At 40.8% G+C, this 16357-nt stretch carries 19 protein-coding genes; 6 read left to right on the top strand and 13 right to left on the bottom strand.

Features of this window, described 5'->3' with window-relative positions; all coding sequences use genetic code 11:
- Position 1: 1 nt before the first annotated feature.
- From flgJ to ACTRWE_RS05505, 11 genes are all read right to left on the bottom strand, one after another.
- Entirely contained in the window at positions 2 to 997 is a 996-nt protein-coding gene (gene flgJ / locus ACTRWE_RS05555; RefSeq protein ID WP_462879612.1) for a flagellar assembly peptidoglycan hydrolase FlgJ, read from the bottom strand.
- A gap of 136 nt (positions 998 to 1133) precedes the next feature.
- Positions 1134 to 2243 carry a flagellar basal body P-ring protein FlgI gene (locus ACTRWE_RS05550; RefSeq protein ID WP_462879611.1) on the bottom strand — a complete coding sequence of 370 codons (1110 nt, stop codon included), beginning with the start codon at positions 2241 to 2243 and terminating at the stop codon, positions 1134 to 1136.
- Between the two features lie 12 nt (positions 2244 to 2255).
- On the bottom strand, positions 2256 to 2939 hold the full coding sequence (gene flgH, locus ACTRWE_RS05545; protein WP_462879610.1) for a flagellar basal body L-ring protein FlgH: 684 nt from the start codon (positions 2937 to 2939) through the stop codon (positions 2256 to 2258).
- Positions 2940 to 2953: 14 nt separating this feature from the next.
- Positions 2954 to 3742, bottom strand: coding sequence for a flagellar basal-body rod protein FlgG (gene flgG / locus ACTRWE_RS05540; protein WP_008113073.1), 789 nt, complete (start codon positions 3740 to 3742; stop codon positions 2954 to 2956).
- A gap of 21 nt (positions 3743 to 3763) precedes the next feature.
- Positions 3764 to 4507, bottom strand: a complete 744-nt coding sequence (locus ACTRWE_RS05535) for a flagellar basal body rod protein FlgF (RefSeq protein WP_008113072.1) — start codon at positions 4505 to 4507, stop codon at positions 3764 to 3766.
- A 133-nt stretch (positions 4508 to 4640) separates the two neighbouring features.
- Positions 4641 to 5963 (bottom strand): flagellar hook protein FlgE, encoded by a 1323-nt coding sequence (gene flgE, locus ACTRWE_RS05530; protein WP_024602010.1) that lies wholly within the window; start codon positions 5961 to 5963, stop codon positions 4641 to 4643.
- Positions 5964 to 6021: 58 nt separating this feature from the next.
- Positions 6022 to 6699, bottom strand: a complete 678-nt coding sequence (locus tag ACTRWE_RS05525; RefSeq protein ID WP_024602009.1) for a flagellar hook assembly protein FlgD — start codon at positions 6697 to 6699, stop codon at positions 6022 to 6024.
- A gap of 13 nt (positions 6700 to 6712) precedes the next feature.
- Complete coding sequence (gene flgC, locus ACTRWE_RS05520) at positions 6713 to 7144, bottom strand: flagellar basal body rod protein FlgC (protein WP_013465593.1); 432 nt, start codon at positions 7142 to 7144, stop codon at positions 6713 to 6715.
- A gap of 2 nt (positions 7145 to 7146) precedes the next feature.
- The gene (flgB, locus tag ACTRWE_RS05515; RefSeq protein WP_013465594.1) at positions 7147 to 7557 is read right to left on the bottom strand and encodes a flagellar basal body rod protein FlgB; all 411 of its coding nucleotides are present in this window, start codon (positions 7555 to 7557) and stop codon (positions 7147 to 7149) included.
- 129 nt (positions 7558 to 7686) lie between these two features.
- Positions 7687 to 8517: a CheR family methyltransferase gene (locus tag ACTRWE_RS05510; protein WP_013465595.1), complete on the bottom strand. Its 831-nt coding sequence runs from the start codon at positions 8515 to 8517 to the stop codon at positions 7687 to 7689.
- 20 nt (positions 8518 to 8537) lie between these two features.
- Positions 8538 to 9470, bottom strand: coding sequence for a chemotaxis protein (locus ACTRWE_RS05505; RefSeq protein WP_013465596.1), 933 nt, complete (start codon positions 9468 to 9470; stop codon positions 8538 to 8540).
- Positions 9471 to 9608: 138 nt separating this feature from the next.
- On the opposite strand from ACTRWE_RS05505, the gene flgA reads away from it, so the two are divergent.
- The 3 genes from flgA (at position 9609) to flgN (ending at position 11136) form a co-directional block, all read left to right on the top strand.
- Entirely contained in the window at positions 9609 to 10316 is a 708-nt protein-coding gene (gene flgA / locus ACTRWE_RS05500; RefSeq protein ID WP_462879608.1) for a flagellar basal body P-ring formation chaperone FlgA, read from the top strand.
- A 75-nt stretch (positions 10317 to 10391) separates the two neighbouring features.
- Complete coding sequence (gene flgM / locus ACTRWE_RS05495; protein ID WP_013465598.1) at positions 10392 to 10712, top strand: flagellar biosynthesis anti-sigma factor FlgM; 321 nt, start codon at positions 10392 to 10394, stop codon at positions 10710 to 10712.
- Positions 10705 to 11136, top strand: a complete 432-nt coding sequence (gene flgN / locus ACTRWE_RS05490) for a flagellar export chaperone FlgN (RefSeq protein WP_013465599.1) — start codon at positions 10705 to 10707, stop codon at positions 11134 to 11136. Before flgM ends, flgN begins: the two co-directional genes overlap by 8 nt.
- 70 nt (positions 11137 to 11206) lie before the next feature.
- Here flgN and ACTRWE_RS05485 read toward each other — a convergent pair whose 3' ends face one another.
- The gene (locus tag ACTRWE_RS05485) at positions 11207 to 11665 is read right to left on the bottom strand and encodes an LPP20 family lipoprotein (RefSeq protein WP_010387855.1); all 459 of its coding nucleotides are present in this window, start codon (positions 11663 to 11665) and stop codon (positions 11207 to 11209) included.
- Between the two features lie 139 nt (positions 11666 to 11804).
- Between ACTRWE_RS05485 and ACTRWE_RS05480 the strand changes: the two genes are divergently transcribed.
- The gene (locus ACTRWE_RS05480; RefSeq protein WP_013465600.1) at positions 11805 to 12992 is read left to right on the top strand and encodes a flagellar assembly protein T N-terminal domain-containing protein; all 1188 of its coding nucleotides are present in this window, start codon (positions 11805 to 11807) and stop codon (positions 12990 to 12992) included.
- A gap of 14 nt (positions 12993 to 13006) precedes the next feature.
- Here the strand turns inward: ACTRWE_RS05480 and ACTRWE_RS05475 are convergent, their stop codons facing one another.
- Positions 13007 to 13906, bottom strand: coding sequence for a LysR substrate-binding domain-containing protein (locus ACTRWE_RS05475; protein WP_462879607.1), 900 nt, complete (start codon positions 13904 to 13906; stop codon positions 13007 to 13009).
- A 114-nt stretch (positions 13907 to 14020) separates the two neighbouring features.
- On the opposite strand from ACTRWE_RS05475, the gene ACTRWE_RS05470 reads away from it, so the two are divergent.
- A complete protein-coding gene (locus ACTRWE_RS05470) occupies positions 14021 to 14749 on the top strand; it encodes a glutathione peroxidase (RefSeq protein ID WP_008466566.1) in 729 nt (242 codons plus the stop codon).
- 53 nt (positions 14750 to 14802) lie between these two features.
- Positions 14803 to 16251: a dihydrolipoyl dehydrogenase gene (locus tag ACTRWE_RS05465; protein WP_128583554.1), complete on the top strand. Its 1449-nt coding sequence runs from the start codon at positions 14803 to 14805 to the stop codon at positions 16249 to 16251.
- Positions 16252 to 16357 lie beyond the last annotated feature (106 nt).

Raw genomic sequence — 16357 nt, 5'->3', positions numbered from 1 at the left:
GTTACTCTACTCCTTGGCGGATAACGCTTGTGGCGATATTCTTTAACTCGTTACTGTTAAGCACTCTTTTTATTTTGTCTGCATAGTTAGGGTCGGTTGCATAACCTGCTTGCTGTAGAGAGTCTAAAAATTTATGCGGCTTTGCTGTATTGTTTAATGCATCTTGATAGCGAGGGTTCTGCGTTAAAAAATCCACAAAGTCATTTACGCTATCTTTTATTGAGTCATACGCTCTAAAGCTTGCTTGCTTTTTAACTGCAGCGCCTTGCTCAAACTCTAAAGTGACCTTACTGGCTTTTTCGCCCTGCCAACTTTTATCTGACTTTATATTGAATAAATTATTGGAGCTATTGCCATCGCCCTTATTAATAATATGCTTACCCCAGCCGGTTTCTAATGCCGCTTGAGCGACCATAACCGCCGGATTTAAACCAATTTTTTTAGCCGCTGTTTTTGCGTGTTCCCACACTGTGCTTACAAATTCCTCAGCATTTTCAAATGTGCCAGACGCTATGTTTTGTTCGCTTTTTTCAGTTGAATCAACGAGCGGCACTTTTTCAGTGACCTTTTGGTTTTCTTGATGAGGTAAGGTGCTACCCGCACGTTGGTCACTAAAGAAATCTGACGTTGTACGAAGAACAGAGCCTGGCATAAAGTTTTTTCCATCTGGCGATAGTTGCTGCACAATTAAATCAGCAAGCCCTAATGAGCCATTTGATGAAAGCTCTGTAGCTAGCTGTTGATCGTGCATTTCTTCAAAAAACTTCACGCCACTTGCATTAAATGGGCTTTCTTTGTCTTCAAAAGCCTCATTGGCTTTACGCATACTTTTCAGTAGCATTTGGGTGAAGATAGCTTCAAATTGTGCCGCCGCTTTTTTTAACGCCGCTTTAGATGCATCGGTTGATGCATCACCGCTGTTTAAAGCATCTCGACGCAAAGAGTCTAAGTTGCCTAAATCAAAAAAGTTTTGCTTATCTAGATGATTTGTTTCCATCAGCTTTTTGACACAATAATTAATAATACCTAGTTAAATGCAATAATTGAGCCAAAAGAAGAGTAGCGATGAAAGGTTAAGGGTTAAGGGTTAAGGGTTAAAGACCCTAGGGCTTAGGGTCTAGAATCTTATAAAACTAAATTACAACAAGCTGACCGTTAATTGCACCGGCTTCTTTAAGTGCTTCAAGAATCGCCATTAAATCGCCAGGGGCAGCGCCAACTTCATTAATAGCACGAACTAAATCATCAAGGCTTACACCTGGGTCAAATACAAATGCCCGTGAGTCATCTTGGTCAACGTCAATAATACTTTGTTGGGTAACCACTGTTTCCCCCTCAGCTAGAGGATTTGGCTGCGCCACATTTTGTTGCTCAGCAATGGTCACAGTAAGGCCACCATGGGTAATTGCCGCTGCTTGTAACTTTACATTTTTACCTATTACTATAGTGCCTGTGCGTGAATTAACGATAATTTTTGCCGAGGTATCGGCTGGTTTAAACTCGAGGTTTTCAAGAGTCGATAAATAAGCAACACGCTGCGATGCATCACGCGGTGCAATCACCCGAATAGATGCTGCATCGAGTGCTTGAGCGCTATTTGGGCCGATTAAATCATTTATGGTTTTCTCTAAACGTTTAGCAGTAGTAAAGTCAGGGCGGTTTAAATTAAAGGTAATATAATCGTTTTGCATAAATGGGCTTTTAACAGCACGTTCAACGGTTGCACCATTTGGTACGCGTCCTACCGTTGGCGTATTAATCACAACGCGACTACCATCAAGGCCTTCAGCGCCTAAGCCACCTACAATTAAACTGCCTTGAGCGATGGCGTAAACATTACCATCAACCCCTTTTAGGAATGTTTGTAATAATGTACCACCACGTAAACTACCTGCACTACCAATAGATGATACGGTAATATCTATAGTTTGCCCGGGCTTTCTAAAAGGCGGTAGCTCAGCATGCACTGCAACCGCAGCCACGTTTTTAATTTTTAGTTTTAAGCTTGCCGGTAGCGTAATGCCAAAGCTGTTTAACATGCCTTTAAAGCTTTGCTCGGTAAATCGGTTTTGCTCGCCCGTACCAGGCTCGCCCGTACCAGGTAAGCCAACAACTAGGCCATAGCCTACTAATTGGTTTGAGCGCACCCCTTCAACCGTAGACACATCTTTAATGCGCTCGGCCATGGCAGGAAGTTGCCAGCCAAGTAACACCATTAAACAAAGAACTTTAAATACATTCATAATGAATGTCCTCTAAAAAGGAAAAAGTGAGCTACTAAAAAAGCGTGTTAGCCAACCGGCACTTTGCGCTTCTTGAGTTTGCCCTTTGCCCGAATATTGAATTCGTGCATTAGCAATACGATTAGACTCAACGGTATTATCAGCATTAACATCTTGTGGACGCACTAACCCCTCTAAGCGAATAAATTCTTCACCGGTATTTAGCGTTAGCCATTTTTCACCGCGAATCACCAAATTACCATTTGGTAATACTCGCATCACGTTAACCGAAATATCGCCAACTAGGCTGTTTGATTGATTTGATCTTGAGTCACCTTTAAACGACGCATCACTACCAACCCCAAATTGAATACTATCGCCGCCAATATTAACTGGTAGTCCGCCTAAACCAATGACAGGGTCGAGGCTAGCATCGCTTTGTTTATCCGTTTCAGTTTTAGCTGCTTTTGATGATTGCGTTGATTCTTGCAGTTTAACTGTAATGATATCCCCGGTGCGTAAGGCTTTTTTGTCTGAATATAAATCGTTTGATAATTGTGTACTGAATAAAGAGCCAGTTGCTACCACTGGCTCCATATTAGGCTCAGGATACATAGGTGCATAGTAGGGATCGTCCTGCACTACTTCATTATTTTGTGTAGATACACAACCGCTTAACAGTAAAGTCCCTACTGCAAATAACATGATATTACGCATACAATCCCCCAAGACTATAATTGTTGATTGATGTAGCTCATCATTTCATCAACCGCTGAAATTACCTTTGAGTTCATTTCGTAAACTCGTTGAGTTTCAATCAAATTCACCAACTCTTCGGTCACATTTACATTTGATGTTTCAAGTGAACCTTGAATAATTGTACCTAAGCCCTCAACTCCCGGATTACCTTGAACAGGCGCACCACTTACCGCAGTTTCGGTATAAAGGTTTTGCCCTATAGGCTCAAGGCCCGACGGATTGATAAAATCACTAATAGTAATTTGACCAATAACCACGTTTTCGGCTTGACCTTTAATGCGAACTGACACTTCACCATCTTGAGATACGGTGATTGACTGTGCATCATCAGGCACATTCATTTCAGGCTGAACAACATAACCAGCGCCCGAGGTTACAACACGCCCGTCGCCGTCGGTAGTAAACTGGCCATTACGCGAATAAGCAATATTGCCATCAGGCTGTAAAACTTCAAAAAAGCCAGGACCTGAAATCATCCAATCTAATGAATTTTCAGTGGTGAGCATATTACCTTGCGAAAAGTTTTTTTGGTTAGCCACCACCTTAGTACCCGCGCCCAACATTAAGCCTGACGGCATTTCGGTGTCTTGCGATGAGCGACCGCCTGGTTGATTAATATTTTGGTAGAGTAAGTCTTCAAAAATAGCGCGGCTTTTTTTGTAACCCACTGTACTGGCATTCGCTAAGTTATTTGATATAACCGATATATCTGTTTGTTGAGCGTCAAGCCCTGTTTTACTTATCCATAATGCTGGATTCATAATAATATCCTCACGTTATAGTTAAACGATGCGCATCAGCTGTTCTTGACGTTGATCAATCTCTTCAGCTGTTTTCATCAGTTTTACTTGTAATTCAAATTGGCGTTGATGACTGATCATATCGACCATTTCATGCACAGGATTTACATTCGATTTTTCTAATGTGCCACCTAATACTTGTACATTGGCTGATGTTTCAACTATTTGGCCTGGTTTAGCTCTAAATAAGCCATCGTTACCCTTCTCGAGTGTAGCGTTGTTTGCATCAACCACTTTTAGCCGATCAACTTCTTCTAAAAAGTTAGCCGGTGCACCTTGAGGGCGAACTTGAATAGTGCCATCTTTGCTAAATTCAATTTTTTCAATCGGTACAGGTAATATGACTGGCCCACCTTCGCCAATAACTTGACGACCGTCGCTGGTAGTCAACATTCCTTCAGCCGTTATATTTAACGAACCCACTTTTGTATAGGCTTCATTACCGGAGGCATCCTGAACACTCAGCCATGCATTATCACTCATAGCAATATCAAGGCTGCGACCTGTTTCGACAACACCGCCCGATGTCATGTTAGATCCTGGGCGCTCCTGCATAGCAAAAACACGAGTCGGCAAACCTTCACCGAAAGCCTGCATTGACCGTGCTTGCGAAAAATCAGATTTAAACCCAGTGGTATTCGCATTTGCCAAATTATTGGCTTTAAGAGCAAGCCCTTGCATGCTTTGTTTAGCGCCAGATGCCGCTATGTAGACCATTTTATCCATAACATCGACTCATTAAGAAATCTATGTATGAGTAAATGCAATATAAGTGCCAAATTAAATTTAAGTGTGAATAAGATTTTAGGAGAGGAATAAAAAAGGCTGCACTAAGCAGCCTTAGTAAATCAAAATATGATTATCTGATCTGAAGGATGTTCTGTTGAATAGTTGAGTTAACCTCAAGCGCACGAGAGTTTGCTTGGAAGTTACGCTGCGCACTAATCAAATCAACCAGCTCATTGGTTAAGTTTACGTTAGACTGCTCAAGAGCTGACGAATTAATGTTGCCTAGTGTGCCTGAACCTGGCTCACCCGCAATTGGTTCCCCCGAGGTCAAACTTTTTTTCCATGAAGTGTCACCTACTTGCTGCAAACCTTGTGAGTTTGAAAAGCGCACCATGGCAACTTGACCTAAGTAAGTTGAATCACCATTACTGTAAGATGCAACAACTTTTCCATCTGTACCAATATCAATACCCGCTAAGCGACCTACTGTCGCACCATCTTGCTCTAGTGCTTTCACCTCAAAGCGACTCGCATATTGAGTAGGCGTTCTATTTGCAGTACCGGCCTCATCGCGCCAATTAATCGCAATATCATCAAATTGGGCGCCATTAGATAAAATACCCGATAAATTAGCTCCGGTTAAATTAACATCAGTAAAGGTTGGACCAACATTTGGAGCACCATTAGTCGTTGCAGGCAAACCGCTAGCATCAAACCCAAAGGTACTTAGCGGGCTTGGTGTTGCTGTCGCGGCACCAGTTGCATCAAAGGGAGTTTTGTCAAGCGTACCATGTACTTGCCATTCATTAGGCGCTGTTTTTACAAAAAAGAATTGTAGAACATGTGGCTCACCAAGTGAGTCATACATTGTGGTCGATGTCGAAGAGTTATAAGTAGTACTGTCTGTTGCATCAAAAGGGACAGCTATTACATCTTCTCGAGAATCGACGTTAAATGATGTATAAACGTTTGAAGTAGAGCGCGGAGAGCCCGAAGAATCTGGTATTTGTAAAGCAGATGAAGTACTAAGACTTACAGAGGTCGTATCACCACTAACTTCATCAACTGGGAAGCTTTGTAAAAAATTACCTTTAGCATCTACAACAAAGTTATCTTTATTAAGCTTAAATGCACCCGCACGCGTGTAGGTAAAGTCTTGTGCGCCTAAGTCTTGACTGGTAGCAAAATACCCCTCACCTGTGATCGCTAAATCCAGTGAATTATTAGTAAACTGCAGCGAGCCCTGATGAAACTGCTGGGCAACCATGGTGGTTTGCACACCATCACCATTTTTTGTTTTACCGGCGCTAAATACTGATGATGCGTATACATCAGCAAACTCGGCGCGAGACTCTTTAAAGCCCGTGGTATTTACGTTGGCAATGTTATTGGCGGTAACATCTAAATCTTTTTGTGCGGCAGCAAGGCCTGTTAATGCAATATTGAAGCTCATAATTAACCTCTAACCTAAAAAATATTTAGCCTATTGGCTAAAAAATACATAAAATCTATTACGCGATTTCTGCGACATCAGTCAGCCTAACCGCACCTTCTTTAGTATTAATAATAATGCCGCTTGAGCCGTTAATATTAACACTTTCAATATTTTTGAATGTAGCTAATGGGAGGCTTGAAAATTCCCCATTTGTACTACCCTCTGCTTTGATGTTGTATTCACCAGGTGGTAGCCGTTCACCCGCTTCATTTTTACCATCCCATGCAAAACGGATGGCTCCTGCAGGCTGAGTGCCTAAATCTATAGTTTTAACCAACTGCCCGGATGCATCTTCAATGCGGATCATTAAACTATCGACTGGCTTTTCAGCTACAACAGAACCTCTTGATTCACCCGACTCATTAAGCTCCAGTGTATCCGACTCCAACAAAGCTTGTTTGCCTACCAGTGTTGATGCTTGCAATGCCGAATTTGATGTCATCGACGCGGCTAAAGACTCAAAGTTAGAGTTTAAATTTGAGATCCCTTCAGCCATGGTAAAGTTTGTCATTTGTGCAATCATCTGATCGTTATCAGCTGGTTTGCTGGGATCTTGATATGACAACTGCTGTGTTAACAACGAAAAGAAATCTTCTTGGGTTAACGCATCACTCTCTTCTTTTTTTGGCACTTGCTTATCTTGCCAACGTAAAGAGTCCATGTAGGATGAAGAAGTACTAATATCGTTACTCATGAGCTACCCTCAGTTACCGCTGACCTAACAGCAGTGTTTTACTTAACATTTGCTTAGCTGCATCAGCAACTTGAACATTTGTCTGATAAGAGCGAGAAGCAGAAATCATATTTGCCATCTCCTCCACAACATTCACGTTGGGTTTGTAAATATATCCATTTTCATCCGCACTCGGGTGATTTGGGTTATATTCGATTTGTAGTGGTTTATTACTTTCAACCACTCCTAACACTTTTACACCAACGGCAGAGCCCTGTGGGTTGCTTGCTGACGCTGACGCTTTTGTAAGCTCCGCAGCAAATACAGGTTGTCGCGCTCGGTACGTCTCATTTTGCGAAGAGCTAATTGTATTGGCGTTAGAGATATTACTTGCCGTGGTATTTAATCGCACGTTTTGCGCGCTCATACCTGAACCAGCAATATCAAACACATTATATAAACTCATAATTAGGCTCCTTGACTACCGAGGGCTTTTTTTAGGCCTTTAAATTTACCATTAAGAAACTGGACACTGGCCTGATACTCCATAGCATTCTGTGTATACAAGTTCCGTTCCACTTGTATATCAACAGAGTTGCCATCACCTGTATCTGTTTGATTTGGCGTACGAAATAGTTCATTACTACCTACACTACGGGTACCACCGGCAATGTGTTTTTCATTGGTTCTTACCATGGTATTGCCGCTTAGTTGGTTGGACTTTGCCGTTTTTAATGCTGAGGCAAAGTCGATATCTTTTGCTTTATAGCCGGGCGTATCAGCATTTGCGATATTAGTAGCGAGCATTTCTGCTCTTTGCGAACGGATCAACATCGCATGCGGATGCACGCCTAATGCTTTATCAAAACTGATAGCCATAACTACCTCCAAAAAATTGACTCAGTACCGATAAAGCAATAAATGAGCCAGCAGTGAAAATAGTGATGATAAAAACAAAAAACGACGCAATAGGCGTCGTTTAGAGGAGGGATAATATATTAATGAAGGTCATTTCTTTTGATAAATGATACCAGGGTTACAACGCACCATATCAAAGTCAGTACTTAAACCAGACATAGACTCCGACGCACCTAAAAATAAATACCCCTTAGGGTTAAGTGCTTGAGAGAATTGTGCAATTATTTTGGCTTTCACCTCAGGTGAAAAGTAAATTAAAACATTACGGCAAAATATAATATCGAACTTACCCATTAAAGCGTACGAATCGAGCAAATTTAAATGCCTAAAGCTCACTTGCTTTTTCAATGAATCAACCACTTGTGCCATACCATTGCCGCTGTCTTTAAAAAACTTTTTACGACGTTCAGCAGAGAGTCCGCGAGCCAATGCCAATGCATCATATTCAGCATGTTTACACATATCAAGCATGGTATTTGATATATCTGTACCAATTATTTGTGCACCCATTTTTAAAACACCAGGGCTGCTGGATTGAAACTCAGCAACCGACATCGCTATTGAGTAGGGTTCTTGTCCTGATGAGCTCGCCGCAGACCATATTTTTAATGGCCTATTTAACGTTTTAAACTCAGGGAATAATCTGGTTTTAAGTAACTCAAACGGATATTGATCTCTAAACCACAATGTCTCATTGGTTGTCATGGCATCAACAACGGCTGCGCGCAACTGGCGCTCATGCACACCGAGAGTTTTACTTACCAATTCAGACAACGATTCAACATTAAATCGAGACATTAATGGTGCCAAACGGCTCTTTACCAAATACTGCTTATTTTCACCTAAAACAATACCGCACTGTTGTTCTAAAAATAAGCGAAATTGATCGTATTCGTTTTGCTGCAAATCTTTATTAGTCAAATCAATAACACCTATGTTTATTAATCACGATGAACCCATTTATTAACGGCTGTTGCAAGCTCGTCTGGGTTAAATTTTGCAATAAAATCATCTGCTCCTACTTTTTCAATCATCGCTTGATTGAAAACACCACTCAATGATGTGTGTAAAATCACATGTAGTGGCGCAAGTTTAGGATTAGCTTTGATTTCTGCAGTCAGCGTGTAACCATCCATTTCTGGCATTTCTACATCAGAAATGAGTAGCCCTACTCGCTCTGTAATATCATTTACGCAATCGAGCTCTGCAATTTCTTTTAATCTTATTAAAGCTTCTTTACCATTTTTAGCCAACTCAGTTGTTACACCTAATGGTTCCAATGCTCGTTTTACTTGATTTCGCGCAACAGCCGAATCATCAGCAATAAATACTATTCTCTCGCCTAAATCTTTTTGTATATTACCTTGCGAGGCAACATCATCGCTCACGGTAGTATTAACTGGGCAGATTTCGTTTAAGATTTTTTCTACGTCGAGTATCTCAACGAGCTCATTTTCAATTTCAGTGACGGCTGTTAAATAAGAATAACGACCCGCTCCTGACGGCGGTGGCATTATTTTTTCCCAGTTCATGTTAACTATACGTTCAACACCACCTACTAAGAATCCTTGCACTGTACGGTTATACTCAGCAATTATTATAAAGCCATCTTCGATGCTTTTTATTGGGCGCCCGCCTACGGCCATAGATAAATCAATCACCGAAATAGTTTGCCCACGAATATGTGCTACGCCACGGATATAAGTGTTAGATTTCGGCATGCTAGTCAATGGAGGGCATTGAAGAACTTCTCTTACCTTGAACACATTAATACCAAAGCGCTGACGCCCATTAAGCTTAAATAACAATAATTCCAAGCGGTTTTGCCCAACCAACTGTGTACGTTGGTTTACTGAGTCTAAAATGCCGGCCATTTAAATCTCCTAAGAAAACAAATATAAGGAACGATAATTGCTTTCAATTAATAAAGCGTCATAACACAACGGGGGCGTCTAAATTCTGACGCAAAATATTTATACCCTGTTTGCAACCATAAGCATAGTCGAAACATTATGAGTTTGTTAAAAAAAACCAGAAGATACAGTGTTTTTTATTTTCTTGCTAGCCTCTGCTTCGCTTTGCCACTAAAGGCACAAGTATTTAGTAAAGAGTTATTGCAAGAAATGGCTGTATCTTATGTTGCTCAAAAAGCAGTGACTACAAATGATAACAAAATACAGTTTAGCGCATTACCGCTAGATAGCCGCATTCCCGATCGCCAATGTAATTCTGAGCCTGAGCTAATAACGCCAAGTGAGCCTCCCTTTAATCGCCAAGTCACTATTCAAATAAAATGTAACGATAGTGACAACTGGGCACAGTACGTTCATGTCAGAATCACTGAATCAGCACCTGTTGTAGTTGCAACTACCAATTTAGCACGAGGTGAAGTGATTACTCCATCCCATTTAAGTATTGATATGCGCCCTGCACACTTTATCAGAGCGCAGTACCTTGAAGATACAACGGCTCTTATTGGTAGTCGTAGCAAACGCAACATCCGTGAAGGAATGCCCGTTTTACTTAATCAAATATGTATGGTGTGCAAAGGTGATTCTGTTACAATTTATGCTAATATCAAAGGGTTAAGAGTAAAAACGACGGGTATTGCATTAGAGGATGGCACCTTGGGCGAGCAAGTAAGAGTAGAAAACCAAAAGACAGGTAAAGTTTTAAATGCGCGTGTAGATGGTGTAGAGTCTGTGCAAGTAAATATTTAATATAAATTTATGCTAAAGTATCTTTAATAAATGCCGATATAAAGGCATCAGTTGGGCAATATACGGATTTTTATTATGGTCGGTCAAGTAAATAAATCAAATCAACAACCGAGTGTTTTAACAAACACTCAACAGCAAAAAGTTGATTTAAAAAGAGATAATGCAAATACACAGGCGGCACAAACGCCTTCACCTAAAGCTGCCAGCGATTCGGTGAGCTTAACACCGCAAGCTAAGCAATTAAAATCGTTACAAGAGAAAGCGCAGCAGTCTTCTGGTTTTGATAGCAACAAAGTTGCTGAGCTTAAAAAAGCGATTACTGAAGGTAATTATCAAATCGACAGTGAGAAGCTTGCCAAAAATCTAGCAGACTTTGAGTTTAACGTTTATGGCTGATCACAATAGTTTAATTACAATTAAACTAAATGAGCAAATTACTTGCTTAACAAAACTGAGCGAGTTACTCACTCAGGAGCTTACAGCGATTGCATCTCGAAGAGGTGAAGGTTTAAAAGAAATTGCCCAACAAAAAATGTCTTTTTTAACCAGTATAAGCACCCTTGATAAAGAACTCAGCAAACTTATTGCCAGTAATGATCAGCAAACAGATGAAAACGCTGACTTAATAAAGCTAACTCGAGAAAAGCTTGAGCAGTGTCAAAAACAAAATGAAGTTAACGCTCATGCAGCGCACCAGGCGCAGTTAAGTGTAAAGCAATTAAAGGGTATTTTAATTGGCGCACCTTCGTCTATGACCTACGATCAAGCCGGTAGCGTAGTTAATACTGACAACAGCATTGTGCGTAACCTAAAAGCCTAAAGAATACTCATAAAAAAACGCCTAAACGATTATTCGTTTAGGCGTTTTTTTATGAGTAATAATTTGTCGGTTAGTAATAAGTGACTTTTTTCACTTCCCGTGGTTTTATCTCACCGATGTACAAGTCGTGTACGCGCTTCATATTAAGCTCAAGCTCAGTAATATACATATCATTAACAGCATAAGTTTTTATAATTTGCGCGCCTTTTATAATACCTTGTACTTTGCTTTGTAAATAATCATCTTGGGCAACAGAGCCTGCGACGGTTGTGCCTGCGGTAATTTTTTGCCCGTACACTTGTTCCGTTAGTTCGCGGTATGCTTCTAGCTTGGAGGCTTTAATTGCCATAAGCTGTTTTTGAGTGTCATTACTTCCCGACTGCAAACTAATGGGCGCGTACCCTATTGCTTTTAATACAGGGTAATTATTTGGCTCAACATATTTATATTCAACGTGCTTATCAAATATATTGCTACAACCGCTTAACGTTAAGCAGCCTAATGTGATCATTAATGGCATTACTCGCATCATACAGGGCCTTTAAAAACTAATTAAACTCAGTTATGCATGTTTAATGCCAGTGATACATATATTCTGTAACAACAAATAATAGTGGTACATTACTTGCTGAGACTCATTAACGCTAACGTTTAATTGGAGTAAGAGTATGAAGTCGTTTTTAAAAGCAGTATTGGCAGGATTAAGCACCACTGCTGTATTAACGTTTTCACCTTTTACCCACGCTCAGTGGTATGAGTCTACAGGCCATGCGGTTATTCAAAATAGCGACATTCCCGGTGCAAAGGCCGCTGCAATAAAAGATGCGATTACCCAAGCCCTTGTATTCTCTGGTGCGCGGGTGAGCTCCGTGCAAACACTTGTTGATGGTGTTTTAACCCAAGATCAGCTAAAAATAAGTAGCCAAGGCGAAATTCAAAAAATAGAGCTTGTCAGTGAAAATCGCAGTAGTGATGAGTTTGCAATTACCTTACGCTTAGATATCTTTGCGCAAACAGAGCAATGTCCACAAAGTAACTTTAATAAGTTTATAGCCGTCACGCAAAGCCAATTAACAAATCGTGAACAAGCGAGAATGGGTCAAATATTTGACATTAACAAAGCAGTCAGTAAAAACATTTATACCTCGTTGCAAAAATCAAAAATGAGTGCAATACCCGTTGCCTATTTCAACAAAGCTATAAAGGTTGATACCTACTTTAATCAACAGCATGACTATTCAAACAGTCAGTTAGAAGAAATTTCATCACGCAGCAACGCGCAATATGTGCTGTTAAGTCAAATAACCAGTTTATCTACCAGCGATAAACTCAATAGCGACTATGCGTTTTGGCAAGATGAAAGCTATCAGCGCCACTACCAAATAGAGTTTAGCTTATTTAATGGCACCACTTATGAGCCTTTATGGCAAAATAGCTATCAAAGCCAAGCAATTTGGCCATTTGAAAAAACAGCCATTATTGATGTAAATAGTAATCGGTTTTGGCAATCACCTTTTGGCCAAAGCATTAGTGATATAAACCAAACCTTAAGTTACGACCTACAAGCTGCCATGGCCTGTCTACCTACTCAAGGTAAAATAATGCATATGGAAAACAATAAATTAGTGATTAATTTAGGTAAGGCTCATGGCTTAGAAAAAGGCCAACAACTGAGTATTGCCCATCATAATTATTTAACCGACGCACAAGGCAACACTATGCCGCATACCATCACTACACTTAACCGTATACGAATTGAACAGCTTTATCAGCACAGCGCTATTGCCGTTAGTATTAATGATCAGCCTTTGCCGGGCGTACAAATTAATGACATTGTAGAAATTGCCGAGCAATAGCCGCATGTAAAATGCTAAAGCGCCTCGCTTAGTTTAGCCCTTAAATTAGAGTGGGCGCTTAACCACTGAGCCAATTGCTCAACCCCAGATAAGTGCGGGTAATGCTTTCTGCATGCAAACACAATATTACGTTGTTGATTAGGAAAAATAGGCAAATAATGAATACCCACTCGTGGTATTGCTGCAAGTTTTGGCACAAATGTAATTCCATCATCCATCGCCACCAGCGCTAATAAAGTCTCAAGGCTATTTCCTTGATACTGGCTGGAAACATCGACTCCTGCCGAAAAACAAAATTGCTGGGCTTGATCTTTAAAGCAATGGCCATCACTTAACATTAATAGGTTGCAACCTTGCAGGTCTTGCAGTGCCACTTTTTTATGCTTACACAATACGTTATCGCTTGATACGGCAACTAAAAAGTCTTCTTTATATAAATCAATGGTATGGTAACTTTTAAGTTCAGGTACATCCGCTAAAATTGCAAAGTCGACTTCACCACTTTCTAGCGCAGCTAAAATAGTGGTTGTTTGCATTTCAATAAACGAAAACTGGCTGTTTATAAACGCTGCTTTCATTGATGTTAGTAGCGTAGGTAATAAATAAGGCGCAATCGTTGGAATAATACCAATGGTAAGCTTGCCCTGCAGTGGTTCATTAGATGTTGCTGCCAGCTCTTTTAATATTTGTGTTTGCTCTAGAACGACAGCTATTTGTGTCAATAAACGTTCACCTTTGGCAGTTAAGGTAACGTGCTTGGTAGAGCGATCAAAAATAATAACACCCAATTCTTGCTCAAGCTTTTTAATTTGCCCGCTTAAAGTAGGCTGGCTCACAAAACAGGCATCGGCCGCTTTACGAAAATGCTTATAGTGGGCAACCGCTTTGACATACTCTAAATCTTTTAAGTTCATATTCACACTCAACCTGATAGTTTACATCTATCAGTTTAATACAAACAAACGATTGGAACTATATTTAAATACTCGCCATAATGGCTATCAACAAATCAAGAGGAACTAAAAAACATGTTAAACAATATTGAAGGTCAAACAATCCCAAACGTAACATTCGCAACGCGTCAAAACGACGAATGGAAATCAGTAACTACAGACGACATTTTTAAAGGTAAAACGGTTGTTGTATTTTCACTACCAGGTGCATTTACACCTACGTGTTCATCAACGCACTTACCACGCTATAACGAACTAGCTGGCGTACTTAAGCAAAATGGCGTTGATGACATTGTTTGTGTATCAGTAAACGATACCTTTGTAATGAACGCATGGGCTGAACATCAAGAAGCGCAAAACATTACCTTACTACCAGATGGTAACGGTGAGTTTACCGACGGCATGGGCATGTTAGTTGATAAAAACGATTTAGGTTTTGGCAAGCGCAGCTGGAGATACTCTATGCTGGTTAAAGATGGCGTAGTAGAGAAAATGTTTATTGAGCCAGATTTACCAGGCGACCCATTTGAAGTATCAGACGCTGACACTATGCTTGATTACATCAACCCAACTCAAGTAAAACCAGAAGCGGTTACTCTATTTACTAAACCAGGCTGTCCTTTCTGTAAAAAAGCAAAAGAGCTACTTACAGCTAAAGGCTTTGCTTTTGAAGAAATTGTAATGGGTGCTGGCGCATCACTTACCAGCCTTAAAGCGGTATCGGGCCGTGAAACCGTACCACAAGTATTTATAGGCGGTAAGCACATTGGTGGCTCAGACGACCTAGAAAAATACTTTGCTTAATTAAGTAAATAAAACAGGGGCGCAATGCCCCTGTTTACTAAAGGATAAACACTATGAAAGAATTGCAAACCGACGTTGTTGTTATAGGTGCAGGTACCGCTGGTTTAAGTGCCTATCGTAATGCTAAACAATTTACTCAAAACGTACTTATGATTGAATCAGGCCCATACGGTACAACCTGCGCACGTGTTGGTTGCATGCCAAGTAAATTATTGATTGCCGCAGCAGAAGCCGCCCATTCAATAGAAATGGCCCCTGCCTTTGGTGTTCACAGCTCAAAACCGGTTATTGACGGTAAAGCCGTTATGGCACGAGTAAAAAGTGAGCGCGATCGCTTTGCAGGATTCGTAGTAGAAGCGGTAGATGAAATACCTAGCGAAGATAAAATTCGTGGCTATGCACAATTTTTAGACGCCAACCGCGTACAAATAGACGACCACACCATTATTACTGCCAAACGCTTTGTAATTGCAACGGGTTCACGCCCTTCTTACCCAGGCGTATTTAATAACTTTGGCGACCGACTGATTATAAATGACGATGTATTCGACTGGGATGATTTACCAGAATCAGTAGCCGTATTTGGCCCAGGTGTTATAGGCCTTGAAATTGGCCAAGCGTTACACAGATTGGGTGTAAAGGTAAAACTATTTGGTGTAGGTGGTGCCATAGGTCCATTAACCGACCCAGTAGTTAAAGATTACGCTAATACCGTATTTGCAGAAGAATTTTATGTTGATACCGACTCAAACGTATCAGACATGAAAAAAGTTGGTAATAAAGCAGAGCTCACCTACACCAACAAACAAGGCATTAAACACACTGAACAATTTGACTACGTGCTGGCTGCAACAGGGCGAGTACCAAACACAGATAAACTAGGGTTAGAAAACACCGGCATAGACCTCGATGAACGTGGCGTACCAACGGCCGATGCCCATACTATGCAATGTGGCGACTCACACATATTTATAGCCGGTGATGCCAGTAACATGATCCCACTGCTTCACGAAGCATCCGATCAAGGAACAATCGCAGGGCAAAACGCAGGCCGTTATCCTCAAGTGCGTGCTGGTTTACGTAGAGCTAAAATTGCCGCTGTGTTTAGCGACCCACAAATAGCCATGGTTGGTGAAAGCTTTAAAGAAATTAGCGAACGATTAGGAAGCTGTGACTGCTTTGAAATAGGCGAAGTCAGCTTTGAAAACCAAGGCCGTAGCCGCGTTATGCTAAAAAACAAAGGGCACATGCGTGTGTATGCCGAGCACGGTACCGGCTTATTTTTAGGTGCTGAATTTATTGGCCCACAAGCAGAGCACATAGCACACTTACTTGCATGGGCTGTACAAAACAAAATGACTGTACCACAAATGCTAGATATGCCTTTTTATCACCCTGTTATTGAAGAAGGTCTACGCACTGCACTGCGTGATTTAAACGCTAAATTAAAATTTGGCCCAGACATTCTTAACCATTGTATGGAATGTGGCCCAGGCGCATAACACATCACTAATACACACTTGCTACTCAAAGCCAAAACCATTGTTTTGGCTTTTTTTATGTTAAAAACTGGTATATAAAATGGAGTTTAAACTGCTACAATCAGAT

Source organism: Pseudoalteromonas sp. G5_S1_54_S4, from assembly GCF_054968565.1.
Note: the sequence above shows the minus strand (reverse complement) of the source record. Positions and strands in the feature narration are given on the sequence as shown.

Coding starts and splice junctions, on each gene's coding strand:
- flgJ (WP_462879612.1), bottom strand. CDS start 997: ATGGAAACAAATCATCTAGATAAGCAAAACTTTTTTGATTTAGGCAAC.
- ACTRWE_RS05550 (WP_462879611.1), bottom strand. CDS start 2,243: ATGAATGTATTTAAAGTTCTTTGTTTAATGGTGTTACTTGGCTGGCAA.
- flgH (WP_462879610.1), bottom strand. CDS start 2,939: ATGCGTAATATCATGTTATTTGCAGTAGGGACTTTACTGTTAAGCGGT.
- flgG (WP_008113073.1), bottom strand. CDS start 3,742: ATGAATCCAGCATTATGGATAAGTAAAACAGGGCTTGACGCTCAACAA.
- ACTRWE_RS05535 (WP_008113072.1), bottom strand. CDS start 4,507: ATGGATAAAATGGTCTACATAGCGGCATCTGGCGCTAAACAAAGCATG.
- flgE (WP_024602010.1), bottom strand. CDS start 5,963: ATGAGCTTCAATATTGCATTAACAGGCCTTGCTGCCGCACAAAAAGAT.
- ACTRWE_RS05525 (WP_024602009.1), bottom strand. CDS start 6,699: ATGAGTAACGATATTAGTACTTCTTCATCCTACATGGACTCTTTACGT.
- flgC (WP_013465593.1), bottom strand. CDS start 7,144: ATGAGTTTATATAATGTGTTTGATATTGCTGGTTCAGGTATGAGCGCG.
- flgB (WP_013465594.1), bottom strand. CDS start 7,557: ATGGCTATCAGTTTTGATAAAGCATTAGGCGTGCATCCGCATGCGATG.
- ACTRWE_RS05505 (WP_013465596.1), bottom strand. CDS start 9,470: ATGGCCGGCATTTTAGACTCAGTAAACCAACGTACACAGTTGGTTGGG.
- flgA (WP_462879608.1), top strand. CDS start 9,609: ATGAGTTTGTTAAAAAAAACCAGAAGATACAGTGTTTTTTATTTTCTT.
- flgM (WP_013465598.1), top strand. CDS start 10,392: ATGGTCGGTCAAGTAAATAAATCAAATCAACAACCGAGTGTTTTAACA.
- flgN (WP_013465599.1), top strand. CDS start 10,705: ATGGCTGATCACAATAGTTTAATTACAATTAAACTAAATGAGCAAATT.
- ACTRWE_RS05485 (WP_010387855.1), bottom strand. CDS start 11,665: ATGCGAGTAATGCCATTAATGATCACATTAGGCTGCTTAACGTTAAGC.
- ACTRWE_RS05480 (WP_013465600.1), top strand. CDS start 11,805: ATGAAGTCGTTTTTAAAAGCAGTATTGGCAGGATTAAGCACCACTGCT.
- ACTRWE_RS05475 (WP_462879607.1), bottom strand. CDS start 13,906: ATGAACTTAAAAGATTTAGAGTATGTCAAAGCGGTTGCCCACTATAAG.
- ACTRWE_RS05470 (WP_008466566.1), top strand. CDS start 14,021: ATGTTAAACAATATTGAAGGTCAAACAATCCCAAACGTAACATTCGCA.
- ACTRWE_RS05465 (WP_128583554.1), top strand. CDS start 14,803: ATGAAAGAATTGCAAACCGACGTTGTTGTTATAGGTGCAGGTACCGCT.